We start from the raw sequence: 26,156 nt of genomic DNA on the forward strand, positions 1-26,156 counted from the left end.
ACGATGACCCAGACCTCCCCGACCGCTCCGGCGACCGGCTCCGACGAGCTCGCCGCGATCGAACGGCGGGTGCTGTGGCTCGCCACCGCGATCGTGCACCAGGCCAACCGGGTGCGGCCCAACCCGTCCGGGCTCAAGGTCGGCGGGCACCAGGCGTCGTGCGCGTCGCTGGTCTCGATCATGACGTCGCTGTGGTTCCGCCACCTGCGTCCCGAGGACCGCGTCTCGGTGAAGCCGCACGCCTCGCCGGTGCTCCACGCGATCAACTACCTGCTCGGCGAGCTGGACGAGACTTACCTGCCGACGTTGCGCGAGTTCGGCGGCCTGCAGAGCTACCCGAGCCGCGCGAAGGACCCGGACCCGGTGGACTACTCGACCGGCTCGGTCGGCATCGGCGCGACCGCGCCGATCTGGGGTGCGCTGGCCCGCCGCTACCTGACGACCCGAGGGCGCGACGCGGGCACCGGACGGCAGTACTCCCTGGTCGGCGACGCCGAGCTGGACGAGGGCGCGATCTGGGAGGCCATCCTCGACCCGGCCGTGGCCGAGCTGGGCGAGATCGTCTGGATCGTCGACCTCAACCGCCAGTCGCTGGACCGCGTGGTGCCGAACATCGCGGCCGGGCGGCTGCAGGGCATGTTCGACGCGGCCGGCTGGCAGGTGCTGACCCTGAAGTACGGGCGGCTGCTGGAGGAGCTGTTCACCCGGCCCGGCGGCGCGGAGCTGCGCGAGCGCATCGACGCGATGCCGAACCCCGAGTACCAGCGGCTGCTTCGCTGCGACGCCGCCCAGCTGCGCGACCGGCTGCCCGCGGGCAACGACGCGCTCGCCGCCCTGGTGACGTCACTCGACGACGAGACGCTGCTGGCCGCGATCCGGAACCTCGGCGGCCACGACCTCGGCTCCCTCGACGAGGTCTTCGCGTCCATTTCGGACAGCCGGCCGACGGTGATCTTCGCCTACACCGTCAAGGGCCGCGGCCTGCCGACCCAGGGGCACCCGCAGAACCACTCGTCGCTGCTGACCGTCTCCCAGATGGAGGAGCTGGCCGGGTCGCTCGGCACCGATCTTTCAACGCCGTGGCAGGGCTTCGCGGAGGGGTCACCCGAAGCCGCCCTGTGCGCCGAAGTTGCTTCGCGCCTTCGCCGTCCAGACGTTCCTTCGGTGCCTTCGGTGGAGCTGCCGGTCGACATCGGCCGGACGCCGTCCGGGACCGCGACGACGCAGGCCGCCCTAGGACGCGTCCTGCTCGACCTGACGCGCGAAGCGCCCGAAGCAGCGAAGCGCGTCGTGACGGTAAGCCCCGACGTCAGCTCGACGACCAACCTCGGCGGCTGGGTCAACAAGGTCGGCGTCTGGTCGGCGATCGAGCGCCGCGACTGGTTCGAGGACGACCCCGAGACGATCATGCACTGGCGCGAGAAGCCCACCGGCCAGCACGTCGAGCTGGGCATCGCGGAGACGAACCTGGTCGGGCTCCTGGGTGAGCTGGGTGCCACCTGGAGCCGCTGGGGCGAGCCGCTGCTGCCGATCGGCGTGATGTACGACCCGTTCGTCGAGCGCGCGCTCGAGCCGTGGTCGTTCGGGATCTACGCGGGCGGCCAGTCGATCCTCATCGGCACGCCGTCAGGTGTCACGCTGGCCCCGGAAGGCGGCGCGCACCAGTCGATCACCACGCCGTCGATCGGCATCGAGCAGCCCGGTTGCGTCAGCTACGAACCGGCGTTCGCGATCGACACCGAGTGGACGCTGCTGGCCGCGCTGGGCCGGCTGGGCAAGCCGGGCGGCACGTCGTCGTACTTCCGGCTCTCGACGCGCCCGGTCGACCAGACCCTGGCCGACGTCCCGGCCGATCCCGCCGCGCGCGAACGGCGTCGCCGCCAGGTCGTGGCGGGCGCGTACCTGCTGCGCCGGGCCGAGGCGCCGGTGGTCACGCTCGCGGCGATGGGCGCCCTGGTGCCGGACACGCTGGCGGCCGCCGAGCGGCTCGCGCAGGTCGGCGTCGAGGCGGACGTCGTCTGCGTGACGAGCCCGGGGCTGCTGTTCGAGGCGACGCGCGCGCGGGCCGGGCAGGGGAGTGGTGACAGCTGGATCCTCGACCAGGTCTTCCCGGCTTCCCGGGCGTGCCCGCTGGTCACGGTCCTCGACGGGCACCCGCACACGCTGGCGTTCCTCGCCGGGGTCAACCGCGTCCCGTCGGCGACCCTGGGGGTCACCGGCTTCGGACAGTCCGGGGCGCTGGAGGAGGTCTACCGGTACCACGGCATCGACACGGATTCGATCATCCGCGCGGCGCTGGACGTGGTCGCCTAGGAGAACGTGGCGCCGGCGAGCAGGGTGTCCATCTTGGCGTCCCAGCCCTCGAAGGACCCGTACTGGACGACGAGGATCTTGCTCGTCGGCAGCCACCACATCCGGACCTTGTTGTTCTGCGTCGCGTCCTCGCAGCTGACCTGCCAGGCGCCGTACTCGGCGTTCTTGGGCCCGACCGGCCGGAACCCGGAGTCGACGAGGTTGCTGCCCGTCGCGACCGAGGCTTCACCGGGCGGCGACGCGGCGGTGATGCACGTCGGCACGTCGGTGCCGGTGTACCAGCCGAAGGGGCGCTTCGAGCTCGGCAGGTTGATGGGCGCGTTGGGGTCCGAAGTGGCTTCGCGCAGGTCCAGCATCCGTGCTTCGCAGACCACAGTGCCTTCGGTGAGACAGCCGTCGAGCAGGCCGTCCTGGCTGTGCGCGGTGTACTTCGCGCCCTTCGGCACCGTGACGTGCATGGTCCCGACGTCGACCCGGTCGCCAGCCGGGGCGGCCGCGGTCACGGTCGGCACCGGCTGGGGCTGACCGGCCGTCGACGTCGTGCAGGCGGCGGCGCCCAGCACCACGGCAACGGCCAGGACACTGTGCCGGAAGGAACGGCTCCGCACGGGCTCACCTCTTTCGTCCGCCCTTGGACTCACGAACGTCCCGCGCGGTTTCGCTGTGAATCCCGGTCAGATTAGGGCGGCCCGTCCAGGGGTGTTCACCCACCCGGGTCAGCGCAGTGCGGCGACCGCGCGGGCCAGGACGTCGGCGGGGCTGGGCTGGGCCGCCATCTCCGCGGCGACCTCCTGGGCCGCCGTGCGGAACCCGTCTTCGGTGAGCAACCGCCCGACCAAAGCCCGCACGGTGGCGGCGTCCACGGTGGCCGGGTCGTGGCTGAGGCCGACACCCCGGTCGGCGACGCGCCGCGCCGAGAGCGGGTTGTCGGCGAAGGACGGCAGCACGAGCTGCGGGACGCCGTAGGACAGCGGCGCGGCCGTGGTGCCTGACCCGCCGTGGTGCACGATCGCCGAGCAGGACGGCAGGAACGCCGACAGCGCGAGGTAGCCGACCGAGCGCACGTTCGGCGGTAGTTCGCCCAGCTCCGTCAGGTCCGCGGTCCCGGCGGCGAGCACGACCTCGACGTCCAAGGCGCCGAGCGCCTCCAGGACGACGGCCAGGCTGCTGACCCCGGACATCACCGGCACCACCGTGCCCAGCGTGACCGCGATCCGCGGCCGGTCCGCGGGGCGCAACGCCCAGTCCGGGACGACGGCACCGCCGTTGAAGGGCACGAACCGCATCGCCCACCACGGGACGCCGTCGCGCTCGTCGGGGTGCTCCTGGCCGGCGGCCAGCCCGCCCATGCTGGGCGCGCGCGGGTCGACCCTGGCGAGCACCGCCGGGCGCGCGTCGCCGATCCCGAGCTTGGCCCGCATCAGGTCGCTGACCTCGTCCTCGCCGAAGACGTGGTGCTCGGCCCGCCAGTCCGCGTCGCGTACGGACCACGAAACCCGGTTGCCGACCTCGAGCGCGGGCACGCCGAGCGCCACGGCCGCGAGCATCCCGGCGGCGTGGTCGGAGGTGTGGACGACGAGGTCGGCGCCGAACAGCCGCCCGGCCTTGATCGTGCCCTCGGTCATGGTCACGGTGAACAGCCCGAAGGGGTTACCCGCCCGCCGGGCCAGCCGGTACTCCTCGGGAAGTTCGTCCTCGGGTGTGCCGTTGCCCGAGACGCTGCCCATCAGGTCGTTCCAGACGTCCCGCTGCGGGAAGACGTCGTAGGCGGGCAGCCCGGCCCGCGCGCCGGCGTCGACCATCTCCGACGACGTCGCGAGCAGGACCTCGTGCCCGGCGGCCCGCGCGGCCCAGATCAGGGGGACGACCGGCAGCGTCAGCCCGTAGCCGGGGGCGGTCGCGAACAGGATCTTCACCCGGCGAGCCTCCCAGAACCCGCAACCGGGTTCGCGCCGGGTCGTGACCTGGGGAACAGCCGTGCGGGTGGCTTCGGTGGTGCCGGATGCCGCGTGGGACACTGGAGGGGTTATGACTGCCCTTCCGCTCGTCTTCGACGCCCCCAAGCGTGGCCTGCCGCCGCGCCACCTCGCCGACCTTTCGGTGGCCGACCGCGCGGCCGCGGTGGCCGAGCTGGGGGAGAAGCCGTTCCGCGCGAAGCAGCTGTCGAACCACTACTTCTCCCGGCTGACCGTCGACCCGGCGGAGATGACGGACATCCCGGCGGCGTCCCGCGAAAAGCTGGTCGCCGACCTGATGCCGACGCTGCTGACCGAGGTCCGCGCGCTGGCGGCCGACGACGGTGCGACCCGCAAGACGCTGTGGCGCGCGCACGACGGCACGCTGCTGGAGAGCGTCCTGATGCGCTACCCGGACCGCGCGACGCTGTGCATCTCGAGCCAGGCCGGCTGCGGCATGGCGTGCCCCTTCTGCGCAACCGGCCAGGGCGGCCTCGACCGCAACCTGTCGACGGCGGAGATCGTGGACCAGGTCCGCTCGGCGGCGGCGGTCATGCGCGACGGCAAGATGCCGGGCGGGCCCGGACGGCTGTCGAACATCGTCTTCATGGGCATGGGTGAGCCCCTGGCCAACTACAAGCGCGTGGTGGCCGCGGTCCGGCGGATCACGGATCCGGCGCCGGGTGGGCTGGGGATCGGGCAGCGGTCGGTGACGGTGTCGACCGTGGGTCTGGCGCCGGCGATCCGGAAGCTGGCGGACGAGAAGATGCAGGTGCGTCTCGCCGTTTCGCTGCACACGCCGGATGACGAGCTGCGGGACACGCTGGTGCCGGTGAACGAGCGTTGGTCGGTGGACGAGGTTTTGTCGGCGGCTCGGTACTACGCGGACACGTCGGGTCGGCGGGTGTCCATTGAGTACGCGCTCATCCGGGACATCAACGACCAGCCGTGGCGGGCTGAGCTGTTGGCGAAGCGGCTGCGCAAGCACCTGGGTCAGCTGGTGCACGTGAACGTGATCCCGCTGAACCCGACTCCGGGCAGCAAGTGGGACGCGTCGCCGAAGCCGGTCGAGCGGGAGTTCGTGCGGTTGGTGAACGCCGGCGGTGTCGCGTGCACGGTCCGGGACACGCGCGGCCAGGAGATCGCCGCGGCCTGTGGCCAGCTCGCTGCTGAAGGCTGAGTCGTTTCGATGGTGGAGTGGTTGTTGTGATGTATGCCCCCAGCCTGCTGGATCCGGCTGCGGACGAGCTTCGACTCGCGGACGTGGTTGGCCGCGGCGCCACGGAAGTGGCGCGCGAGGCGCGGACGTTGCTGGGGGAGCGGTTTAGCTCGGTCACGTTCATGTATGTGCTGATGCGGGCGTTCGAGGTGGAGTACACGGCTGCATGGGATGCGTCGAGGTGGCACGAGTTCCACGGTGGGCCGCGGGCTCTATCGGACGCTGACCTGGAGAAGCTGCTTGCTCCCTGGCTTAGCCGCTGATCCTGGTGGCGCTTACCGCGTGTAGTCCTCCGCGACGTTTGCCGAGTTAGATGGCTCGGCCCGGGTGAACAGCACGGGCCGCTCGGCCTGCCCCTCACGAGTAGGAACACGGCTCTGCGGGCGAGCCGGGCGGAGAACACGGCGCCTCGTCGATTACCTGAGTCGATTCCAGAGCGTGTGTTCGGTGAGTGCGGAGAGTATCTCCTTCTCGAGTGTTCGTGCTGCCGGGCCGTCGGTGGTGACGGTCCACGAGACGTGTAGATCGGCTCGTTCGAAGGCGAGTACGCCCCATTGCGTTGCGCGGCGGGCATAGCCGCCGTCGACTTCACGGATGCGGTCGTGCAGCCACTGCGAGTCGGTAAGTGCGCGGTCGAGGACGGCTTCGCCGAGGCCGCTGGCGAGGGCTTTGCCGCGTGCATAGACGGTTAGACGCCCGCGAATGCCTTGGCCATGGCGTTCGCCGGCCATGCCGACGTAGACCAAGTCGCCGGTGGCGCCTTCGCGCGCGAGGTAGACACCGGGTGTCCGGGGTGCCGACTCGCGGGCTGTGGTGAAGGGCACCCAGTGCGACCAGTCGGCGAGCTGGCAGACGACCTCAAGCGCAGGCGATCTCACTTCAGCAGTATGACGGTTGCGCACGGCTACAGCGGGTCATCGACACTCGCGCGCATGGTCGTCGTCGCACCGACGCGACCTTCAGTGGCAATCTGCACAAGCCGCGCATTCTGACGTGTGCAACGTAGTCGGCGTGCGGTGCGTGAACCTTGTCGGGTTCGTGCCGGCCAAAGGCTGGAAGTTCTGATCGAAACTGGTCCAAGGTTCGCACCGACCACGCGAGAAGTCTGCAGCCAAGCTGCGAGCTCGTCAGCTCAGGCTAGGAGTGGTACGCCAGCCAGGACGCTCCCACCGACCGCCCACACCGTCTCAAGTACTGCAGACATCGTTTTGCGGATTGAACTTTTCATAGTGCCTCCTCGTTTCGTCTCTCGCGGTTCGTTTGGTTTGATGTTGCCTAGGGCCAAACTTGCCAACCGAAGTAGAACGAGACCGATGAAGGCAATGCAGAGGAGGGTCCACGTCGGAATCGAACCGATCGCTCCAACCCCTAGCCTCAACTGACGAGCTAGTCAGAGTATCTCACGAGATGACCTTGACTGACAATCCTGTCGGCGTTCATTTGCAAGCGGGACCTGCAAACGTGGCATTTGACACTTGTGTCGGAGATTTTCTTGCCACTGGCGGCCTGACTTTGTTGAAGGTGTGGGTCGTTATGGCGCACGGTCAGGCGCAGAACTTTCAGGCCCTGGCATCGGTGCCTAATGCCGTGATAAACGTGACCTTGGGAATCCCCCAGGTCGGCCATCGGAAGCCATTAACCGCATCGCGGATTGCTTTCTGATTTCCGTCAGGCCAGTTGACATCGGTCGTGGCGAAAGTCGGTTGATCGGCTTGAACGAGCTTCGCTACCCGGCACTTCTTCTCTACTTCACGACGGATCTCCCTCGAATTTCCGCTGAGTCGGCCGTTGCGCTTACACTCGGCCACGATGAGAGTGTCGTCGTGGTAGGAGATGAGGTCGATCTCGGCGATCCGGGAGCCGCTGGTGTGGAACTCGAGTTCTGTGACGTCGCGGTAGTCGCCAGGCTGGGCGTCGGCGCGTAGCCGTGCCGCAAGCAGGGCTGGGACTGCGCCGTTGTCGACGAGCAGGTTGCGGGCGATGGGGTGAAGGTCGTAGAACCAGGCTGGCTCGCTAGCTGGTGCCTTCCAGTGCTCCTGGTCGAGGCTGTTGGGGGAGTCGCAGCGGACGCAGGTCCAGGTCTGGCCGAGCTTGTCGAGTCGGGTGAACTGGAGCGCTTCGCAGATCAGGCACCGCAGCACGAGTCCTCGGATCAGGACGCCGGCGCGCAGCGCTTGGTCGAGATGCTGTCGGAGTGTTGCCTCTTCTAGGCCGCTGCGACGTAGGAAGCCTGAGAATGCCAGGACTCCTTCTTGCCGTCGCAGCTGGACTCCGTCGTTATCGGGGAAGGCCTTGGCGCTGTCGGGTGTGTCGACCTGCATGCCTTCGAATGATGAGAGCAAAGGTCCGGTGAACATGTCGAGGAACGGGCCACGGCCGCCGAGCATGTGTGCGAGTCGGTTGGCTCGCACGCCGGCGGTGCTGGACTTCGTTCTGTGGTCGTGTTGGCGTGCTTTGGCCTCTATCCAGGCTGCGAGACTCGGGTTGCGCAGGGCGGGACGGGCGATCCGGTTGATTCGTTGTATGCCGCCGCTTACGAAGTCGTAGCGGGCAGATCTATGGCTGACGCCGCGCCGGCTCGCGCGTGCCATGGCCGGCTGCCAGGAGCTACCTGTGGGTGCGAGTACTTCTTCGCCTGGAAGACCGCGACTGAGCACTGGACCGTGTGACTGCCAGGCGTAGTCGATCTGCCAGGTCATGGTGTCGAGACGGGATAGGCGTGGGTCTGTGAGGTGGGCTGGGGGTGGCTGGCTGGCCATCGTCTGGGTTCCGGTCTCGTCGATCGTGACAGGAACTGTCAGTATTTCGTCATACTGGTCGTCAACGGCGAGTTCGGTCGTGCTCATCCGTGACCACGTGAGCGTGCCCGGCTCCGCGGTCCCCATGAACTCTTCGGGGGCTTGGGGTGCGACATCAATACTTGTGGCGAGCCGATCATGAACGTCCTTGACTTCGTCAATTGACATCGACATGGACGTGTACAGCATAGTATTTCCCTGCTGTTGCAGGTTGTCAGCCAAAGAATTCAGGCCCATGGCGAGCCCCCACGGCGTTTCGTCATGCTTTGTTCCGCATATTGAGGGCAGCCAAATGCCCCTTCCATAGGTCTGCTTCCAGAGCTGGGCGACAGCGAAGTCGTCGGCGGTGTCGCCGAGGGTAATGAGTGCTGGCTTTGTTTCCGGGATTCCGGAGCTCACGGTGACAAGGCCGGTCTTTGTCAGTACGTGGGCTAAGCTTGTCTCGTGGGGGTGGACACTGAGGCCGACGCCACCTGAATACACGAGGTTCATAGGCAGGCCAGCCAGCCCCTCGCCGAGAAGCCATGCCGTGATTCGCTGGCGCTCATCCTCATCGATGGTCGGCTCGATGGCAGCAGGGTTCGGTGCTTCCACCACGCCGGCGTAGGCGGCTACAGCTGCTCCCGTGAGGCCGCCCCACTCGGGTGGGCATGACACCACAGGGCCTTCGTGGCCGCGTCGAATGTCGCTGGCGGTGGTGAAGTCACGTGACGGAACCGTGAAGTATGGGACTGCTGCGTGGCCACCTGGCTGAGATGGATTTCTGTGGATGTACTCGGAACACGCCTCGGAGACAAGATCGCGGGCCTCGCGATCGGTACGCGAGTACGGATCGGGCGAGAACAAGGTTGCCAGCCGCCTAGCGTCCTCGACGCTCACGTCGTCGTCCCGGTAGGCGCGTTCTTCAAGCGTGAGTGCAGTATGGACTACGAAGTCGGGGTCGTAGGCCCGCACCGCCTTGAGTAGCTCGGGGCGTACTACACCCTGATAATGCGGGACTAACGCGAAGCCGGCGCCTCCCCAGACTTGGGTCGCCAGGTAAAGAGCTCGGCGGGCCCGGTAAGACCAATCGCCGTCGCCATCGAACACGATCGCGACCCTTGCGGGTCGCAGAGCTCGATGGAGTGTCGCGAATGTGACTTGTGGGAGCTCGGCTGTGCCGTGGACGGGGTCTGACATGAACCACCTGCTTTCGCTACGCTGTGTAGTCGCTGCGGCCGATGTCGATGTTTCATCAAGGGGCGCGCGAGGCTGCAAAAGTCTGAGAGGGCTGTTATCTCGACTGCCAGGTGTGGTGACCTCCGATTGGTGGAGCGTATGCGGACGTGGGTGCTTGACCTTCGTCATCTGCGGTGTGCGGCTACGAGGCAGCGTGTCTCGATGTTGCCGCGGCAGGTTCGGATCCAGACAAGCCGGTCTGCTCGAGGTCCGGGACCGCACGGTCTTGCCGTCTCATCGCCGAATGGTCCGTTACGTAACAAGGCGAGGGGCCGTGGCGACTGGCTTCATACGGACGTTGTGACCAGCCGGAGATGTCGTTCCGGCGATCTTGGAGCAAGCTTCGGCGATGTCAGAGACCAGGACTGACGGGCGTCCATCCATCTGGGGAGGCGTGCCCCCTCGCAATCCGCATTTCACTGGCCGCGCCGATCTTCTCGAGGATCTGCATGAACGGTTTTCCGACGGCTCGGTTCCGGTTGTGATGGCGGCGATCGGAGGTATGTTTGGGTCGGGGAAGACTCAGCTGGCGATCGAGTACGTCTACCGGTATCTGTCCGAATACGATGCCGTGTGGTGGGTTCCCGCCACCGATGAGGCCGCGATCCGACGGTCACTCGCCGACCTCGCGAACCTGCTTGAGGTGGATCTCCGAGATCGAGAGGAGCCCGCGGACATCGTCCAGGCGATAGTCGGCGGCTTGCCCACCTCGCAGTGGCTGATGGTGTTCGACGCGGCCGATGAGGTGGACGCCGTCTCGCCGTTCTTACCGCGGGGTGCTGGACACGTCCTCATTACCGCGCGAAGCTCGCTGCCAGACCTAGGCGTGAATTCAGTTCCGGTCGACGTCCTCAGTCGTGAAGAAAGCATCGCCTACTTGTGTCAACGTCGTCCGGCGCTGTTGGAGTTCGAAGCCGACCTGCTCGCTCAGGTGCTGGGCGACATGCCTTTAGCACTGTCCTCAGCCGTGTCCTACCTCAATGAGGCGGATCGTTCTGCCGATGAGTACCTGGAGGAGTTCGAGGCCGCTCGGGTCGAACTCCTGGAGGGTATGGGTGAGGGCAGATTCAGCCCACTCGAGGTGCCTTGGGCGCTCCTGCTTTCGCGGGTGGCCGACGACAGCCCTGCCACCTTCTGGTTGCTGCGACTCTTTTCGTTCTTCGAGGCCGACCGCGTCGACCGCGCATTGCTACGGCCAGTCGCCGACCCTGACGTGCCGCCCGAACTGGGCCGTGCGCTGCGGGATCGGCGAACGATGGCGCGCGCGTTGCGGACCATCAACCGTTACGGGCTGGCTAAGGTCGACAATCGGGCCAATACACTGCAACTGCACGCCCTGGTGAGAGCCCGGCTCGCCGAAGGCCTCACCAGCCGGGAAGCCGCCATGTTGACGCGGCTGGCCGAGACCCTCGAAGGTCGTGTCGGCACGGACGTCGACTGGTCGACGGACGCACCAGCCGAGATCGACCTGCTCAAGCGGGACGCGCTGGCTGAGGTGTTGACCGGCCGACTCCGGGAAACCCGACGCCGGGATCCTCGCACGTCATTCCTGGTGCACCTGGACGGCGCATGGGGATCCGGCAAGAGCACATTGCTCCACCTGCTGGGCAGACGCCTGTCCACGGCCGGGTTCCTGGTGGTCTGGTTCGACGCCTGGCAGCACTCCCGGCTGTCACCACCATGGTGGGCGCTGCTGACAACACTTCGCCAGGACATCGCCCGGGACCGAAGCTGGTGGGCTCGGCGGTGGCTGTATGTCAGGGAGACACTCGAACGAGCGAGGCGCTCGGGTGCGCCCTACCTTCTGGCGCTGATCGTGCTGGCTGTCCTGGCCGGTGGAATCGGGCTGCTGGTCAAGTGGGCGTTGGGGAACGCGCAGCCGGTCGGCGACCTGCTCAAGACCGTCGGACCCGTCGTCACTGCGCTGGGTGTGCTGTGGGCTGGTGCCCGGGTGGCAGGTCGGGTGCTGTTATGGGATTCGGCACGAGGTGCTCGGCTGTTCGAGCAATCGGACACCAATCCGATGATGCGGGTGGCCGAGCACTTCGACTGGCTGCTGCGCCGCTCTCGTAAGCCGGTGGTGTTCTTTATCGACGATCTGGACCGGTGCCAGGACGAGTACGTGGTCGAGCTCCTGGAGGCCGTGCAGACGCTCGTCCGGGACGCGCCGAGGATTCGACCAGGTGTCGAAGACCTGCCGTCCGCTGCGTTCTTCGTCGTTGCGGCGGACGGTTCGTGGCTTCGCCGGGCTTATACGAGTCAGTATGGTGACGCCGACTTACTCGGCTACCAGTTCCTAGAAAAATTGTTCCAGCTGACGGTGCCGATGCCGTCGCTGAGTGCCGCGACTCAGCGCCACTTCCTCGGTGGCCTCCTCGGGTTGAAGACCGACGCTTCCTCGGCCGATTCCCGTCGGATAGCTGAGGCCCGATCCCGTGTCGAGGCGGCCACCGGAGATGAGGACCTGATCCTCGAGTCGCTGCTTGACACCCCACCGGAGCTGCGCGACACGGTGGTCACGGACGCAGCTCGTGCCTTCGATGCCGCCGAGACGCGTGCGCACACCGAACACACCCTGCGGAAGTTCGCGCCGATGTTGAGCCCGAATCCGAGAAGCACCAAGTTGTTCCTCAACACCTACACCATCATGCGAGCGGTTCGGACCCTCGAAGGCATCACGGTGGACGGCGATACGCTGGCTTTGTGGACCATCATCCGCATTCGGTGGCCCAGCATCGCTCACTTCCTCGAACGCAATCCCGACGCCGTTAAGGGAATCCTTGAACCACTGTGGTGCAGTGACCTCTTCCCAGCCGAGCTTCAGGAGACTGCTCGGTCGGAGGAGCTCCGCTCGGTCGTCGGCCACCCCGAGGGTGGTCCGTTGACCGCGGTTGCGATCCGCCATTGCTGCGGGTCGGGCTGACTTTGTGATCGTCACCTCGCCGGCGTCGAGCAGGACAAGGTGGAGACGCCGCTGACTCTCAACGCCGATCGCAGGGCTTGCTCGGGTCCGTGTCGCGCTGTGGCGGCACCTCGACTCGGACGAGCTGGACGTCGATGCCGAACACCAGCCGCCGGCCTGAGGTTGGCCTCATCTGTCCGACCTCGGCTGGCTTCGGGTGACTGCACGTGGCGGGGCTGCCGGGTCGGTATCTTCCCGGCGGCCTTGCACCAGTCGGGCCTATAACAGCGTACCCGCGAAGTCGTACTCTCTGCGGCAAGTGAGAAGGAGGAGGTGCAGTGTCAAAGGACCCGAAGCTGGTCGAGTACTACACGGCCGACAAGCGGGCCACATCAAGGGCAACGCCGACTACATCAACCACCTCAAGACGGGGAAGAAGGAGGTTTCGGCCTTCTTCCACGGCCGTAAGTGGGCGAACTTCCATACCAGGCTCGGCGCGGCATTCGGCAAGCCCAAGAAGGGGATGCCGAATATCCGGAAACTCCGGCTGCCGTATCCTGTCGGCCGCAGTTCGTCGGGTAAGCGGCAGTGGAGTGTGCGCGTCAGCACGCACCCCAAGAAGGGAATGCACGGAACGCCATGGCATTAGGGAGGGAAGACCGGTCGGAGGAGTTTCTCGAGCATGCCCGCCGTGCCTATGGGGATCTCCGGAATCCGTACTACGGGTTCTTCGCCGACGCTCAGGAGAACAACCCGTGGAAGTCGCTCCTGCGCGGATTCGGGGATTTCCTCGACGTCGAGGAGTGGACTGATCGGACGGACGACGTCAGTTTCTCGTACGTTTTGTCGCCGCATCGGCGGAGCCGATCGGGCTGGTTGCTGTGGTTGTCGGCGGTCGGGCCGTACGCGTTTCTGGCGTACGGCAACGACCCCGATACGCCATTGGCGCGCGGCGACGTGGTCACCGATTTCGGTGAAGACAGGCCTGCGGAAGAGAAGCGGATTATCGAGCTGCTCCGGGATGCCGGGCTGACCTTGCTCAGTGCCGAAGAGATTGAGATGACCGTGGATTTCCACTCGCCGGACGGTCGTTTTCCGGTTTCCGCGTTCGTGATGCTATTCAGCGAGTCGGACGTGCCTTGGTGGCACGAAGGATAGGCAGTAGTCCAAGAACGGCTGGCTGGTAGAGGGGCTATTCTTGAAGTTCCGCTCAATGCGCGCGGTGGCGGGCACTGGTGTCCCGGCGGAGGTTTTCGCCGGGACGCTGGTATCCGGGCGTTGCGAGGCGGTCACCGGGTTCGGCGCGCTGCATTAGGGATGGAAGACCGGTCGAAGGAGTTCCTCGAACATGCCCGCCGTGCCTATGGAGACCTCCAGAACCGGTAGTACGGGTTCTTCTCCGACGCGCTGAGGGAAGTTCTTCCACGTCGAGGACTGGACTGACCCGCTGGACGTCAGTGTTTTGTATACCCTGCAGCCGCGCCGTCGGAGTCGGTCGACGTGGTCGCTGTGGCTGTCGGCGGTGGGGCCGTACTCGTTGCCGACGTACAGCGATGCCGGTCGCGAATTGGCGCGCGCTGACGTGGTCACCGGTTTCGGTGAGGACAGGCAGGCGGAGGAGAAGCGGATCATCGAGCTGCTGCGGGATGCCGGGCTGACCTTGCTCAGCGCCGAAGAGGTCGAGGCGACCGTGGACTTCCACCCGCCGGACGGTCGGTTCCCAGTGTCCACGTTTGTGATGTCTTCGGCGAGTCGGAAGTGCCTTGGTGGTACGGAAGGTAGGCAGTAGTCCAAGAACGGCTGACTGGCAGAGGGGCTATTCGTGAAATTCCGCTCAATGCGCGCAGTGGCCGGCACCGGGGTCGCGGCGGTGGTTTCGCCGGAGACGAGGAACACAGGCACGCGTAGCGGTGTTCTGACCTGCATAGACGTCGGTCACTGTCCTTTGTAATAGGGTAGGGATGGGTGAGCCCCTGGCCAACTATAAGCGCGTGGTGGCCGCGGTCCGGCGGATCACGGATCCGGCGCCGGGGGGGCTGGGGATCGGGCAGCGGTCGGTGACGGTGTCGACCGTGGGTTTGGCGCCGGCGATCCGGAAGCTGGTGGACGAGAAGATGCAGGTGCGGCTGGCGGTGTCGCTGCACACGCCGGATGACGAGTTGCGGGACACGTTGGTGCCGGTGAACGAGCGTTGGACGGTGGACGAGAAGTGGGATGCGTCGCCGAAGCCGGTGGAGCGGGAGTTCGTGCGGTTGGTGAACGCGGGCGGGGTCGCTTGCACGGTGCGGGACACCCGTGGCCAGGAGATCGCCGCGGCCTGTGGTCAGCTCGCTGCTGAAGGTTAAGTCGTTTCGATCGTGGAGTGGTTGTTGTGATGTATGCCCCCAGCCTGCTGGATCCGGCTGCGGAATCGTTGAGGCTCGCGGACTTCGCCGGTGCGACGGAGGTCGCGCGGGAGGCTCGGACGCTGTTGGGTGAGCGGTTCAGTTCGGTGACGTTCATGTACGTGCTGATGCGGGCGTTCGAGGTGGAGTACTCGGCGGCGTGTGACGCGTCGCGGTGGCACGAGTTCCACGGTGGGCCGCGGGCGTTGTCGGACGCGGACCTGGAGAAGCTGCTTGCTCCCTGGCTCGAGCGCTGACCCTAGTTCGGCAGGATCGGCTCGAAGCGTTCGTTGACGAAGCCGTAGCAGGGGTTCTGCACCAGGCGGCGGTAGTTGCTGGTGGTGATGCCGTCCACCGACAGGCACAGGCCGCTGTTGACGTTCTGGAACTGCGCGTTGCCGTAGTAGTAGTCCCAGATCATCCGCCACTGCTGGTTCGTGCCGACGAGGCAGTTGTACTGGATGATCGGGTTGCCCTGGTCCATTCCGTACGCGTAGTCGTCCAGGCACCTGCCCGTCGCGACGTTCTGCAGCCAGAAGACGGTGGGGTCGTCGGTGGCCTGGCCCATCCGCCATCTCTGGTTCTTGCCGTACTCGCAGGTGAACTGGTCCACCGGGGCGAAGTCGTCGTAGCGTCCCTTGTCGACCTGCATGCACTTGAGGCCGGTCGGCGGGCTGCTGCTGAGGGGCTGCCACGCCAGCACGTCACCGCTCACCGGCGGCATGACGGTCACGTCGGCGTGGGCGGGGGCAGCGCCCGTCAGCGCCACGACGGCGAGCACGAGCGGGACCAGGATCGCGCGGGGCAGGTGCAGCATGGATCTCCTCGAAGGCACGAATGCGGGCCGGTGACGCGGGGGAACACTAGGGAGCACCGCAGCGGGACTCCAGGCGGAACCGGCGGAAAAGGCGGCGGAAACTCAGCGGCCGCCGAGGTGCTTGCGGATGCGGGCCTGGTCCGGAAGGCCGATCGGGAACGTCAGCGCCTCGCGCAGCAGGGCGTCGCTGCCCGGGTCGCCGTTGGCGGCGGCGGTCTCGCCGAGCGCGAGCAGCGCGAGCCCGGTCGCCTGGGCGTGCTCGGCCCGGCGAGCCAGGTCCAGCGCTCGCTTGCCGGTCGCCGTGGCGTCGTCCCAGCGGGCCAGCCCGGCGTGGGACTGGGCCAGCAGCGCCAGCGCGAACGCCTCGGAGCCGGGTTCGCCGAGGGCGGCGAACGTCGCCGCGGCCTCGGTCAGCAGGACGGCCGCACCGGCGTGGTCGCCGGTGTCGTTCCGCACGGCGCCGAGGTTGAGCTGCGCCACCGCGACGCCGCGCCGGTCGCCGAGCTCGTATTTCCGGCGCAACGCGGCCGCGTGGTACTCGATCGCCTCCGCGTACGCGCCGCGGTCGTGCGCGAGCGCGCCCAGGTTGTTCAGCGCGATCGTCTCTCGGCGCGCGTCGCCGGTGCTCCGGGCCTGCTCCAGGACGTCGGTGTACGCGGCCGCGGCGTCGGCGTACCGGCCGGCGAACTTGTGGGCGTTGCCGATCAGGGTGAGGGTCGCGGCCCGGCCGTCCGGATCGGCGCCGAAGGCCTCGGCGGCGGACGCCGCGAGCGCCAGCGCCGCCTCCGGGTCGCCGCTCTGGTTGGCGGTGACCGCGGCGCCGTGCCAGGCCCACGCACGGGCCTGCTCGGTGGGCGCGGCTCCGGCCGCCCCGGCCAGCATCCGGCGTCCCTCGGCGAACCGGCCCCGGGCGACGTAGTGGCCGGTCAGCGCGCGCACGGTCGCCACCTGCAGCAGGGCGGGCGCGGCGTCGACGGCGTGCTGGATGGCGGCGCGGACGTTGTCCTGCTCGTCGCCCAGCCGCGGATCGCCGTCGCGGACCAGGCGGAAGAAGTGTTCCGCGTGCCCGTCCCGATCGGCGGCGCCGGTGAGCTGGTCCTCCACGACCTCCCGGATGGTGTCCAGCATGCCGATCCGGGGGTGCCCGGCCCGGTCCGTGACGGTGACCAGGCTGTGCGCGGCCAACGTCGCCAGCGCATGCGGCCGGCCACCGAACACGGCCTCGACGTCGGCCGGGTCGGCGCCGCCGGCGAACGCCCCCAGCAGGCCGAACAGCCGCCGGTCGGGCTCGGTGAGCCCGCGGGTGCTCCACTCGACCGTGCGGCGCAGGCTCAGGTGCCGGTCGGCCAGATCCACCGTGTCCCCGTGCAGGTCACGGACCTGGGCGAGCACCTGTGACGGCGCCTGGGTGCGCAGTCGTGCCGCGGCCAGCTCCAGCGCCAGCGGCAGGCCGTCCAGCCGGCGGCACAGCGCGGCGACCGCGGCGGCGTTGTCCCCGGTGAGCGCGAAACCCGGCCGGACCGCGGCGGTGCGCTCGACCAGGAGCTCGACGGCCGCGTGGCCCGCCATGGCCGCCGGGTCGTCACTGTCCGGAGTGGACAGTGGGGTCAGCGGCCACAGGTGCTCGCCCCGGAGTCGCAGCGGCGCCCGGCTGGTCACCAGCACGGTCAGCCGCGGGCACCCGGCGAGCAGCGCGGCGACCGTGGTGGCCGCCGCGGCGACGTGTTCGAAGCTGTCGAGCACCAGCAACCACCGCCCGTCGCCGATCGCCGTGGCCGGGTCGGGCGTGCGCAAGGATTCCGCCAGCGCCTGCGGGACGTCGTCGGCCTCCCGCAGCGCGCTGAGGTCCAGGCCGTGCACGGCCTCGAACCGGCTCGCCGCCTGCCAGCCGGCCTCCAGCGCCAGGCGCGTCTTGCCGACCCCGCCGGTGCCGGTGATCGTGACCAGCCGCACCGCGGGGTTCCGGACCAGCCGGAGCACCGCGGCGAGGTCGTCGGCCCGCCCGACGATCGAGGTGACCGGCGCCGGCAGGGCCGGGCGTACGGACCGCCGCCCACGCGTGTCCGGCGGCGGCGCGGTGCGGGCGCTCCGCGCGAACGCCTCCTGCTCGTCCGGCGTCAGGTTGAGCGCACCGGCGAGGGCGCGCAGCGTCTCGCGGTGCGGGCGCCGCGTGGCGCCGCGCTCGATCTCGCCGATGGCGCGGACGCTGATCCCGCTCCGCTCCGCCAGCTGCTCCTGCGACAGGCCGCGGCTGCTCCGCAGTCCGGCGACCATCTCGGACAGCGTCTGCCCCGGTTGCACCGCGCCATAGTAGAGATGCCGCGCGACGGATCGAGCCGCGGCAGGCGGGAAGCTCGCCACCGAAGGCCGGGTTTCGTTTCCGTGATGGGATGGCGTTGACCATTTCGATTCGGGTAACCGCCTTACCAAAGAGGCCGGCGGGATTTACCCTGTGGTTGCGGGGCGGCCGGCGGACGACCTTCGCCGGTGCGGCACCGGGTTTCGGAATTCGTGTCGAAACGAGGGGGAAAGATGAAATCCACACCTGCCGGCGCACTCCCGACGACGAATCTCGCGGAATCCGGCGAACGTTCCGATGTCGGCCGAGAGGTCCGGACCACCGCCGCGCTCACCGTGACGCGCCTGGCCGAGCGTGACGAACGCGGCGGCACCGGCCGCGGCGTGACCATGTACAACGAAGCCGGTTCGACCGCTGCGAAACCGCACTGACCGGCGGATCAGGCGTATCGGCGCCCCGCGGGCGGGTGCCCCGCACCTGCCTGGTGTCGATGCCGTGGCACTCGCTGCACCGCCCCTCCCTCGCCCTCGGCGTCCTGCGCGCGGCGTGCGCGCGGGAGGGACTTCCGGTCCCGGTTTCCTATCACGGCAGTCTCGCATTCGCCGACGTGATGCTGCGGGCCGGCCTGACCGTGGGCGACTACGCGGAACTGGCGGACACCGGGTTCCACCATTCACTCGGTGAATGGATCTTCGCGGGCGCGCTCAACGGATCCGAATTCGGCTATGCGGGGATGCGGGATCTGGCCCGCCGCGCCGGCCTGCCCTTCCGCACCGCCGCGGCGGTGCGTGAGCTCGCGGAGGAATTCGCCGATCAGGCCGCCGACGCGATTCTCGCCGGCGAACCGGAACTGGTCGGCTTCAGCGCGACCTTCAGCCAGACCATCGCCAGCCTCGCGGTGGCCCGGCGGATCAAGGACCGGCGGCCCGGCGTGCGGATCCTCGTCGGCGGTTATGCGACGGACGGCCCGATGGGCGTGGCGCTGCACCGGGAGTACCCGTTCGTCGACTACGTCCTGCGCGGCGAAGCCGACGTGAGTTTTCCGAGACTGCTTCGGGCGCTGGCCGAATGCGACGCGACCGGAACCCGCGACGGCCTCGACGACGTGCCCCAGCTGTGCTGGCGTGACGACGACGGCGCCACCCGGGTCAGCCCGGGCCCGTCCCGGCTGGTCCCGCCGGCGTCGATCACGATCCCGGACTACGACGACTGGTTCGCCGCCATTCCCCCCTCCGTCGCTGCCCGCGTCGAACCGGAGCTGGTCGTGGAGTCCTCCCGCGGGTGCTGGTGGGGCGCGAAACACCACTGCGTCTTCTGCGGCCTCAACGGCACCGCGATGACCTACCGGGCCAAGCCCGCCGGGTCCTTTGTGGACGAGGTGCTCGGCCTGGTGCGCCGGCACCGGATCCTCGACGTCACCACGATCGACAACATCCTGCCCAACGAGTACTACCGGTCGGCGCTGCCGGAGCTGGCCGGCGCCGGCCACGACCTGCGCATCCACTACGAGATCAAGGCCAACGCGCAGATCGAGGACGTCGCCGCGCTGCGGGCGGCCGGGGTGTGGGAGGTCCAGCCGGGTGTCGAGAGCCTGGTCGACGACGTGCTGCACCGGATGCGCAAGGGCGTCCGCGGGGCCCACAACGTGCGGATGCTGCGCGACGGTGCCTCGGCCGGGCTCACCGTCAGCTGGAACTGGCTGTACGGGTTTCCGGGCGAACGCGTGGCGGACTACGCCGCGGTCGTGGCCCAGCTGCCCGCCCTGGTGCACCTGCAACCGCCCAGCGGCGCGGCACGCATTGCCCTGCAACGGTTTTCGCCGAACTTCGACGACCCGCGCCAGGGCTTCACCGAGCGCCGCCCGGCAGCGGGGTCGCGCCTCGTCCACGACGTCGAAGACCCGGAGCGGCTCGCCGAGCTCGTCTACTCCTTCGACACCCCGGACCAGGGGCTCACGGCCGAGGAGGTCGCGCCGCTGGTCGGCGCGCTGGCCGCGTGGACCGCGGGGTACCCGGGGAGCGCGCTGATCGCCCGCACCATCGACGACGTCGTGGTGATCCGGGATCGCCGCCACGGCTGGGCCCCGGCCGACCACGTGCTCGAAGACCCGCGGGAAATCGCGGCCTGGCGGGCACTGGAGACCGGCCGAACCCCGCACCGGGTGCTCGCCGAACACAACCACGAATGGGACGCCGGCGACTTCGGCCGCTGGCTCCGCCGGCTCAGGGAGACCGGTCTGGTCTTCACCGACGGCACCTTGTGGATCACCCTGCCCACCTCGCCCACGGTGACGCGAAAGACCTGCCTGCCGTTGCCGGTGCTCACGCCGTCCGCCTGAGAGGAGCCCCATGCGTACCCTGTCCGCTCCGCACCCGGCGTGGCCCGAGACGGTCGACCTCGACTTCGGCCGCATCGACGCCGATCCCGACGACGCACTGGATTTCGTGGCGGGACTGGCCGGGCGTGCACAGGGTCTGCGGCTGCCCGAGCCGCTCGCCTTCGGCGAATCCGCGCACCGCGACGCGACGATGGTGCGCTTGCTCGCGGCCGCCGCGGCGGCGTTCGTCCCGGTGGACTGGACCTTGCGGGAACCGTTGCCGGACACCGTTCCCGAACGCGCGTTGTGCCATCTCCCGCCACCCCGAGGCAGCGGGGAACCCGGTCGCCGCTGGCGTGCGGCCCACGAGCCGGGCAGCTGCACCTACCGGTACGGCCCGGGGTTCGTCCTCATCCACGACAGCCGCCCGGGCGGGCCGATCAACCGCGTCCACGTCGAAGCCGGCTGGGTCGAGACGTTCCGGACCCTGGCCGGCACGGACCGGCCGCCGTCCGGCGGGGCCGAGGCCGATCTCGTCGACCAGCTGGCGGCGCACCAGCTCGCCCTGCGGCTGGACGACGGGTACGCCGTCGTGCTGCCGTACCACGCGGATCGGCGTCCGCCGCCCGGCCGGGTGGTCCCGTGACCGACGCGTCGCCGGAAACGTCGGCGGCCGGGCTGCGCGGGCACCGCGCGTTCCGGTTCTTGTGGACCGCGGACGCCGCCTCCCAGCTGGGGACCGCCGCCGCGACGGCGCTGGTGCCGCTGCTCGCCGCGACCACCCTCGGCGCCACTCCGCTGCAGATGGGACTGCTCACCGCGGCGGAGACCGTGGCGTTCCTGGTCATCGGGCTGCCCGCCGGTGCCTGGATCGACCGGACCCGCCGCCGCCGCGCGGTGCTCGTCGGCGCCGACCTCGTCCGGGCCCTGCTGTTCTTCGGGCTTCCGGTCGCGGGCTGGACCGGGGTGCTGGACTTCGGGCAGCTGCTCGTCACGGCGGTGCTCGTCGGCGTCGCGACCGTGTTCTTCGACGCCGCCTACCAGGCGTACCTGCCGGTGGTGATCGGGCTGGAGAACCTGGAAACCGGCTACGCGCGCCTGCAGATCACCCTGTCGGTCGCCGCGGCCGCCGGGCCCGGCATCGGTGGCGTGCTCACCCGCGTGATCGGTGCCGCGTCCGGGCTGGTGCTCACCGGGGCGGGCTACCTGGCTTCGGCGGCGCTCCTGTCGCGCGTCCGGGCCGACGTGCCGCCGATCCCGCCGCGGCCGCGGGAGGTGCGGCTGCGCACCGAGATCGCCGAGGGCCTCCGCTACATCGCCGGTCACCGCCAGCTCCGCCCGCTGGCCGTCGCGAGCTCCGTCGCCGCGTTCTTCACCGCGGGCATCATCTCCCTGGAGATCCTGTTCTTCACGCACGACCTGCACCTGGACGCGGCGGGTGCGGGCGTGCTGCTGGCCCTGTCGGGCGTGGGCAGCGTCGTCGGCGCCGCGACGACCGGCCGCTGGACCCGCCGCGTCGGGGCGGCTCGCGCCAACTGGCTGGTGCCGCTGCTGACGTGGCCGCCCCACCTGCTGCTCCCGCTCGCCCAGCCGGGCCCGATCGGCCTGGTGCTGGCGGCCACGGGGATCGTCGTCCACGCCGCCGGCGGCACGACCTACAACGTGATCGTGATGACCCGCCGCCAGCACCTGACCCCGGACGCCCTGCGCGGCCGTGTCCACACGAGCATGCGCGTGCTCATCTGGGGCACCATGCCCCTCGGCGCACTGGCCGCGGGCGCCCTCGCCGAATCCGTGGGCACGCGCGCGACCCTGACCCTCGCCGTCGCCGGGATCCTCGTCGCGATCGTGCCCGCGGCCTGGTCCGCCCGCGAGCAGTGACGTCCCGCGGGAGCCGGTGATCGCGGGCGGAGTAGCGTGCACGGTGCGCGATCCGCTTTCTGCTTCCGTGATGGAGAAACTGCCCTGATGTATGCCCCGAGCCTGCTGGACCCGGCTGCGGACGAGCTGAAGCTCACGGATTTCACCGGCGCGACGGACGTTGCGCGGGAAGCTCGGACGCTGCTGGGCGAGCGGTTCAGTTCGGTGACGTTCATGTACGTGCTGATGCGCGCCTTCGAGGTCGAGTACACGGCGGCGTGTGACGCGTCGCGGTGGCACGAGTTCCACGGCGGGCCGCGGGCGTTGTCGGATGCGGACCTGGAGAAGCTGCTCGCTCCGTGGCTCGACCGCTGACGATTCACGCCCAGCGCAGGGCTCGGTCGGCGGCGAGCCGGGGTTGTCTTGCGCGCCAAGGGTTTTCGGAGGCCGGGTGGCCGACGTTGACCAGCAGCAGCGCGGTCCACGGTCCGTCCGGGAAGAACTCGCGGTCGACGCCGTCGTGGTCGAAGCCGCCCATCGGGCCGGCGTGCAGGCCCGCGGCGCGGACCGCGAGGACGAAGTAGCCGGCTTGCAGGGCCGCGCTGAACCGGCCCAGGTCGAGCCGGTTCACCTCGTCCGCGGCCAGGTGGTCCTTCAGGTGCGGGGCGGCCAGCTCGTGGTAGCCGCGGTCCAGCGGCTGGTGTTCGACGACGTCGGCGGCCACCGCGCCAGGTCCCAGATCCCGGCCAGCCGGTCGTCGCCGACCGGCGTGGCCGAGAACCGTTTGACGGTGCGAGCTTCGGTGAACAGCAGCCGCTGGCCGGCCGTGTCGAGCCGCATCAGGCGCTCCTCGTGGCGGGGAGTTCGTCGGCCCAGGCCGTGACCGTGGTGACGTAGGTGGCCGGGTCGTGGCCGTGCATCGAGTGGGGCATGTCCTCGAACTTGCGGTAGGTGAACGGGTTGCCGGTCGCTTCGATCAGCTGACGCACCCGCCGCGCTTGCAGGTCCGTGAGCGCGCCGAGGAGGTTGCCGGTGTCCGGGTCGACGTGGTGGAAGTGGCGGGTGACCAGGACCGGCACCTTGACCTGGCTCAGCATGGTTTCGTGGTCGCAGGTGAGCGATGCACGCCCGGACGCGAACGCGTCGCCCCATTCGGGGTCGTACTCGAGGAGGTCCTGGGGCGGGGACGTCGGCGGCCCGCCGGTGCCGGCCGGGGCCATCCGGTCCAGCGCGGCCAGCATCCACGGCGGGATCTCCCGGGCCATCGCCGCGCGCATGCCGTCGAAGTCGCCGATGCTCCACTGTGGACCGAGCCACTTGTGCCACAGGCGGAACATCGGCCCGACTCCCTGCCGGATGGACGGTCCGACCGCGGGATCGGCCTGCGAGGCGAACAGCGGGGCGTCCTCGTAGACCGCGGCGCGGACCTGGCCGGGCGCCGCGAACGCCGACAGCCAGGCCGCGATCACCCCGCCGGACGACAGTCCGCAGACCACCACCGGACGCCCGATCACCCGGTCGACGAACCGGACCAGGTCACCGCCGAAGACGTCCAGGCTGTAACGGCCGGGCGTCCAGGTGGACCGGCCCTGGCCACGCAGGTCCACCGCGTACACCCGGTAGCGATCGGCCAGCAGCCGCATGGCCGCCTCGTAGCCCCACCAGGACTCCGTCTGCGCGGGGATCAGCAGCATCGCCGGGAGGTCGGCGGCCCCGGCCACGGCGTAGTTCATCCGGATCTCGCCGAGGTCCACGGTCTGTTCCGGAAAGCCGTGCGGCACGTAGATCCCGGCGTGGTCGGCCGCTTCCAGGTACGTCACCGGGCCACCGCCCCGACGAGGTCGGCGGTCGCTTCCCACAGCCGGCCGGCCAGCGCCTCGTCGAGACCGGCCTTGCCCTGCCGGCGCACGGCCGGGTAGCCGCGCAGGCCACCCGGGCCGTCCGGGCCGACGTAGGCGTTGCCGGGCACGTCTTCGGTCGCCGCGTAGAGCACCGACAGCGCTCCCCGCTCCGGGGAGTTGGTCAGGAACTTGAACCGGTTGACGACGTTCGAGCGCGAGTGCGCGGCCAGCGCGGTGCGCGCGATGCCCGGGCTGGCCAGCACCGAGCGGACGACGCTGCCTTGCGCGGTCAGCCGTCGTTGCAGCTCCAGGGAGAACAGCACGACGGCGAGCTTCGACGCCTGGTAGGCGGCCATCCCGTTGTACTTGCGGGTGCGCCAGTCGAGGTCGGCCAGGTCGATCCGGCCCCGGGTGTGCAGCTGGCTGGTGACGTGCACGACCCGGTCGGTGACGTGCGCCAGCAGCAGGTTCGTGAGCAGGAACGGCCCGGTGTGGTTGGTGGCGGTCTGCAGGTCGAGACCGTCACCCGTGCGCGCGGCGGGGACGTCCATCACGCCCGCGTTGTTGATCAGGATGTCGAGGCCGCCGGACCAGGCGCCCGCGAACGCCCGCACCGACGCCAGGTCCGAGACGTCGAGCGAGCGGATCTCGAAGGTGCCGGGCAGGCCGGCGACGGCGTCACGGGCCTTGGCGACGTCACGCACTCCCAGCACGACGCGGGCGCCGGCCCGGGCCAGCTCCCGGGCCGTGATCAGGCCTAGGCCGCGGCCCGCGCCGGTGATCACGACCGTCCGTCCACTCAGGTCCGGCAGGTTTTCCGTTGTCCACTTGGTCATGTCCCCAGTGAACGGACCGCCGCCGGGCCGAGGAAGGACACGCTCAGCCACTGATTGGCAGACCGTGGCTAAACCCGGCCGGAGCGCCGACGATGAGGACCATGAACGACACGTTCGACCGCGCGACCCTGGGGGCGTTCCTGCGCACCCGGCGCACGGCGCTGCAGCCGGAGGACGTCGGGCTGCGCCGCGGGGTACGGCGGCGCGCCCCGGGGCTGCGTCGTGAGGAGGTGGCGGAGCTGTGCACGATGTCCGCCGACTACTTCGCCCGGCTCGAACGCGGCCATGGCCCGCAGCCGCCGGAGCAGATGATCGCGGCCATCGCCCGTGGCCTGCGGCTGACGCCGGACGAGCGCGACCACCTGTTCCTGCTCGCCGGCCACCGCACCACCCGGCGTGACCTGCGGTCGCGGCACGTGAGCCCCGGGCTGATGCGGGTGATGGACGGCTTGGCCGGCACCACCGCGCAGGTCATGGGGCCGCTGGGGGAGACGTTGCTGCAGACGCCGTCCGCGGTGGCGCTGCTCGGCGACCAGACCGGCTACACCGGCCACGCCCGCAGCGCGACGTTCCGCTGGTTCACCGATCCGGCCGCCCGCGAGCGGTACGCCCCCGAGGAGCACGACGAGAACGGCCGGACCAACGTCGCGTTGCTGCGCGGGGCCGTCACCCGGGACGGTCCCGGCTCACCCGCGGCGGAGCTGGCCGCCGTGCTGCGGCAGGCCAGCGACGAGTTCGCCCGGCTGTGGGAGCGCCACGAGGTGGGCCTGCGGTGGAGCGAGACCAAGCGGTTCGCGCACCCCCAGGTCGGCCGCCTGGACCTCTACTGCCAGCTGCTGCTCGAGCCGGACCAGGGCCAGTCGCTGCTCGTCTTCACCGCGACCCCGGGCACGGAAAGCCACGAGAAGCTCGCCCTGCTCACGGTGCTGGGCACGGACAGCTTCGCCGAGTGACGGTGGCGACGCGTTTCCGCGGTGGTGTCGAATGGCGCCGGGCTCGTTCGTAGCCGAGGTGAGAGACCCGAACCGCAGAAGGAGTTCGCCGTGAAGCAGTACCTGCTCGCCGTCCAGTACGACGAAACACAGCCGGAGACCGACGAGGAGATGCGGGCGCAGATGGCCCGGACGGGCCGGGTCACCGACGAGATGAAGGCGGCGGGCTCGTGGGTGTTCGTCGGCGGCCTGCTGCCGTCGCACGCCTCCACGGTCGTGCGGCCCGGCACCGGCACCACCACGATGACCGACGGCCCGTTCGCCGAGACGAAGGAACAGCTCGGCGGGTTCTGGGTGGTCCGCTGCGACGACCTCGACCAGGCGCTCGCCTGGGCCGAAAAGTGCGCCCTGGCCTGCGGGCAACCGATCGAGGTGCGGCCGTTCCACGACATCCCGGAAGCCTGA

23 protein-coding genes and 1 pseudogene are annotated in these 26,156 nt (G+C 69.4%); 14 read left to right on the forward strand and 10 right to left on the reverse strand.

The annotated features are described in order from the left end of the window. Positions 1-3 precede the first annotated feature (3 nt). Positions 4-2,313, forward strand: a complete 2,310-nt coding sequence (locus VA596_RS42730; RefSeq protein ID WP_323335464.1) for a transketolase-like TK C-terminal-containing protein — start codon at positions 4-6, stop codon at positions 2,311-2,313. On the opposite strand, the gene VA596_RS42735 is transcribed toward VA596_RS42730, so the two are convergent. Beyond that, positions 2,310-2,921: a hypothetical protein gene (locus tag VA596_RS42735; protein ID WP_323335466.1), complete on the reverse strand. Its 612-nt coding sequence runs from the start codon at positions 2,919-2,921 to the stop codon at positions 2,310-2,312. The two genes, VA596_RS42730 and VA596_RS42735, sit on opposite strands and share 4 nt — an antisense overlap. Positions 2,922-3,029: 108 nt before the next feature. Next, positions 3,030-4,229, reverse strand: a complete 1,200-nt coding sequence (locus tag VA596_RS42740; protein WP_323335468.1) for a glycosyltransferase — start codon at positions 4,227-4,229, stop codon at positions 3,030-3,032. Between the two features lie 112 nt (positions 4,230-4,341). Between VA596_RS42740 and rlmN the strand changes: the two genes are divergently transcribed. Together rlmN and VA596_RS42750 are read left to right on the forward strand one after the other, a co-directional pair. Further along, positions 4,342-5,448, forward strand: coding sequence for a 23S rRNA (adenine(2503)-C(2))-methyltransferase RlmN (gene rlmN / locus VA596_RS42745; RefSeq protein WP_323335469.1), 1,107 nt, complete (start codon positions 4,342-4,344; stop codon positions 5,446-5,448). A gap of 29 nt (positions 5,449-5,477) precedes the next feature. Continuing rightward, positions 5,478-5,750: a hypothetical protein gene (locus VA596_RS42750; protein WP_323335749.1), complete on the forward strand. Its 273-nt coding sequence runs from the start codon at positions 5,478-5,480 to the stop codon at positions 5,748-5,750. Positions 5,751-5,903: 153 nt separating this feature from the next. Here the strand turns inward: VA596_RS42750 and VA596_RS42755 are convergent, their stop codons facing one another. Both VA596_RS42755 and VA596_RS42760 read right to left on the reverse strand, forming a co-directional pair. After that, on the reverse strand, positions 5,904-6,365 hold the full coding sequence (locus VA596_RS42755) for a hypothetical protein (protein ID WP_323335471.1): 462 nt from the start codon (positions 6,363-6,365) through the stop codon (positions 5,904-5,906). A 681-nt stretch (positions 6,366-7,046) separates the two neighbouring features. Beyond that, complete coding sequence (locus VA596_RS42760; protein WP_323335473.1) at positions 7,047-9,374, reverse strand: hypothetical protein; 2,328 nt, start codon at positions 9,372-9,374, stop codon at positions 7,047-7,049. 478 nt (positions 9,375-9,852) lie between these two features. On the opposite strand from VA596_RS42760, the gene fxsT reads away from it, so the two are divergent. The 4 genes and pseudogenes from fxsT (at position 9,853) to VA596_RS42780 (ending at position 15,046) form a co-directional block, all read left to right on the forward strand. Further along, positions 9,853-12,426 carry an FxSxx-COOH system tetratricopeptide repeat protein gene (gene fxsT / locus VA596_RS42765; protein WP_323335474.1) on the forward strand — a complete coding sequence of 858 codons (2,574 nt, stop codon included), beginning with the start codon at positions 9,853-9,855 and terminating at the stop codon, positions 12,424-12,426. Between the two features lie 618 nt (positions 12,427-13,044). Further along, positions 13,045-13,563: a hypothetical protein gene (locus VA596_RS42770; protein WP_323335476.1), complete on the forward strand. Its 519-nt coding sequence runs from the start codon at positions 13,045-13,047 to the stop codon at positions 13,561-13,563. Between the two features lie 797 nt (positions 13,564-14,360). Next, a pseudogene (locus VA596_RS42775) lies at positions 14,361-14,750 on the forward strand (23S rRNA (adenine(2503)-C(2))-methyltransferase RlmN); the annotation flags it as partial. A gap of 29 nt (positions 14,751-14,779) precedes the next feature. Next, complete coding sequence (locus VA596_RS42780) at positions 14,780-15,046, forward strand: hypothetical protein (RefSeq protein ID WP_323335478.1); 267 nt, start codon at positions 14,780-14,782, stop codon at positions 15,044-15,046. 2 nt (positions 15,047-15,048) lie between these two features. On the opposite strand, the gene VA596_RS42785 is transcribed toward VA596_RS42780, so the two are convergent. Both VA596_RS42785 and VA596_RS42790 read right to left on the reverse strand, forming a co-directional pair. Then, positions 15,049-15,606, reverse strand: a complete 558-nt coding sequence (locus VA596_RS42785) for an RICIN domain-containing protein (protein ID WP_323335480.1) — start codon at positions 15,604-15,606, stop codon at positions 15,049-15,051. 102 nt (positions 15,607-15,708) lie between these two features. Continuing rightward, positions 15,709-17,907, reverse strand: a complete 2,199-nt coding sequence (locus VA596_RS42790) for an ATP-binding protein (protein WP_323335482.1) — start codon at positions 17,905-17,907, stop codon at positions 15,709-15,711. Positions 17,908-18,138: 231 nt separating this feature from the next. On the opposite strand from VA596_RS42790, the gene VA596_RS42795 reads away from it, so the two are divergent. The 5 genes from VA596_RS42795 to VA596_RS42815 all read left to right on the forward strand — a co-directional run bounded on the left by VA596_RS42795 (position 18,139) and on the right by VA596_RS42815 (position 22,457). After that, on the forward strand, positions 18,139-18,336 hold the full coding sequence (locus VA596_RS42795; RefSeq protein WP_323335483.1) for a hypothetical protein: 198 nt from the start codon (positions 18,139-18,141) through the stop codon (positions 18,334-18,336). Between the two features lie 59 nt (positions 18,337-18,395). Further along, positions 18,396-20,243, forward strand: coding sequence for a RiPP maturation radical SAM C-methyltransferase (locus VA596_RS42800; protein WP_323335485.1), 1,848 nt, complete (start codon positions 18,396-18,398; stop codon positions 20,241-20,243). Between the two features lie 10 nt (positions 20,244-20,253). Then, complete coding sequence (locus VA596_RS42805) at positions 20,254-20,868, forward strand: DUF5825 family protein (RefSeq protein ID WP_323335487.1); 615 nt, start codon at positions 20,254-20,256, stop codon at positions 20,866-20,868. After that, positions 20,865-22,103, forward strand: a complete 1,239-nt coding sequence (locus VA596_RS42810; protein WP_323335488.1) for an MFS transporter — start codon at positions 20,865-20,867, stop codon at positions 22,101-22,103. Before VA596_RS42805 ends, VA596_RS42810 begins: the two co-directional genes overlap by 4 nt. Before the next feature lie 87 nt (positions 22,104-22,190). Further along, positions 22,191-22,457, forward strand: a complete 267-nt coding sequence (locus tag VA596_RS42815) for a hypothetical protein (RefSeq protein ID WP_323335490.1) — start codon at positions 22,191-22,193, stop codon at positions 22,455-22,457. Between the two features lie 4 nt (positions 22,458-22,461). Here VA596_RS42815 and VA596_RS42820 read toward each other — a convergent pair whose 3' ends face one another. From VA596_RS42820 to VA596_RS42835, 4 genes are read right to left on the reverse strand one after another with little or no spacing between them, the layout of a single operon-like run. Then, positions 22,462-22,806 carry a nitroreductase family protein gene (locus VA596_RS42820; protein WP_323335492.1) on the reverse strand — a complete coding sequence of 115 codons (345 nt, stop codon included), beginning with the start codon at positions 22,804-22,806 and terminating at the stop codon, positions 22,462-22,464. After that, entirely contained in the window at positions 22,737-22,922 is a 186-nt protein-coding gene (locus VA596_RS42825) for a nitroreductase family protein (protein WP_323335494.1), read from the reverse strand. The genes VA596_RS42820 and VA596_RS42825 overlap by 70 nt, the downstream gene beginning before the upstream one ends. Beyond that, the gene (locus VA596_RS42830; RefSeq protein ID WP_323335495.1) at positions 22,922-23,902 is read right to left on the reverse strand and encodes an alpha/beta hydrolase; all 981 of its coding nucleotides are present in this window, start codon (positions 23,900-23,902) and stop codon (positions 22,922-22,924) included. Before VA596_RS42830 ends, VA596_RS42825 begins: the two co-directional genes overlap by 1 nt. Next, positions 23,899-24,759 (reverse strand): SDR family NAD(P)-dependent oxidoreductase, encoded by an 861-nt coding sequence (locus VA596_RS42835; RefSeq protein ID WP_323335497.1) that lies wholly within the window; start codon positions 24,757-24,759, stop codon positions 23,899-23,901. The genes VA596_RS42830 and VA596_RS42835 overlap by 4 nt, the downstream gene beginning before the upstream one ends. 101 nt (positions 24,760-24,860) lie before the next feature. Between VA596_RS42835 and VA596_RS42840 the strand changes: the two genes are divergently transcribed. Beyond that, on the forward strand, positions 24,861-25,712 hold the full coding sequence (locus VA596_RS42840) for a helix-turn-helix transcriptional regulator (protein WP_323335499.1): 852 nt from the start codon (positions 24,861-24,863) through the stop codon (positions 25,710-25,712). A 90-nt stretch (positions 25,713-25,802) separates the two neighbouring features. Then, positions 25,803-26,156, forward strand: coding sequence for a YciI family protein (locus VA596_RS42845; protein WP_323335500.1), 354 nt, complete (start codon positions 25,803-25,805; stop codon positions 26,154-26,156).

This window comes from Amycolatopsis heterodermiae (assembly GCF_034929455.1).
In the GTDB taxonomy this organism is placed as follows: domain Bacteria; phylum Actinomycetota; class Actinomycetes; order Mycobacteriales; family Pseudonocardiaceae; genus Amycolatopsis; species Amycolatopsis heterodermiae.

What these genes read in the sequence shown, in the direction of transcription:
- VA596_RS42770 (WP_323335476.1), top strand. Translation starts at nt 13,045, where the DNA reads ATGGCATTAGGGAGGGAAGACCGGTCGGAGGAGTTTCTCGAGCATGCC.
- VA596_RS42730 (WP_323335464.1), top strand. Translation starts at nt 4, where the DNA reads ATGACCCAGACCTCCCCGACCGCTCCGGCGACCGGCTCCGACGAGCTC.
- VA596_RS42805 (WP_323335487.1), top strand. Translation starts at nt 20,254, where the DNA reads ATGCGTACCCTGTCCGCTCCGCACCCGGCGTGGCCCGAGACGGTCGAC.
- VA596_RS42780 (WP_323335478.1), top strand. Translation starts at nt 14,780, where the DNA reads ATGTATGCCCCCAGCCTGCTGGATCCGGCTGCGGAATCGTTGAGGCTC.
- rlmN (WP_323335469.1), top strand. Translation starts at nt 4,342, where the DNA reads ATGACTGCCCTTCCGCTCGTCTTCGACGCCCCCAAGCGTGGCCTGCCG.
- VA596_RS42800 (WP_323335485.1), top strand. Translation starts at nt 18,396, where the DNA reads ATGCCGTGGCACTCGCTGCACCGCCCCTCCCTCGCCCTCGGCGTCCTG.
- VA596_RS42840 (WP_323335499.1), top strand. Translation starts at nt 24,861, where the DNA reads ATGAACGACACGTTCGACCGCGCGACCCTGGGGGCGTTCCTGCGCACC.
- VA596_RS42785 (WP_323335480.1), bottom strand. Translation starts at nt 15,606, where the DNA reads ATGCTGCACCTGCCCCGCGCGATCCTGGTCCCGCTCGTGCTCGCCGTC.
- VA596_RS42750 (WP_323335749.1), top strand. Translation starts at nt 5,478, where the DNA reads ATGTATGCCCCCAGCCTGCTGGATCCGGCTGCGGACGAGCTTCGACTC.
- VA596_RS42795 (WP_323335483.1), top strand. Translation starts at nt 18,139, where the DNA reads ATGAAATCCACACCTGCCGGCGCACTCCCGACGACGAATCTCGCGGAA.
- fxsT (WP_323335474.1), top strand. Translation starts at nt 9,853, where the DNA reads ATGTCAGAGACCAGGACTGACGGGCGTCCATCCATCTGGGGAGGCGTG.
- VA596_RS42825 (WP_323335494.1), bottom strand. Translation starts at nt 22,922, where the DNA reads ATGCGGCTCGACACGGCCGGCCAGCGGCTGCTGTTCACCGAAGCTCGC.
- VA596_RS42815 (WP_323335490.1), top strand. Translation starts at nt 22,191, where the DNA reads ATGTATGCCCCGAGCCTGCTGGACCCGGCTGCGGACGAGCTGAAGCTC.
- VA596_RS42835 (WP_323335497.1), bottom strand. Translation starts at nt 24,759, where the DNA reads ATGACCAAGTGGACAACGGAAAACCTGCCGGACCTGAGTGGACGGACG.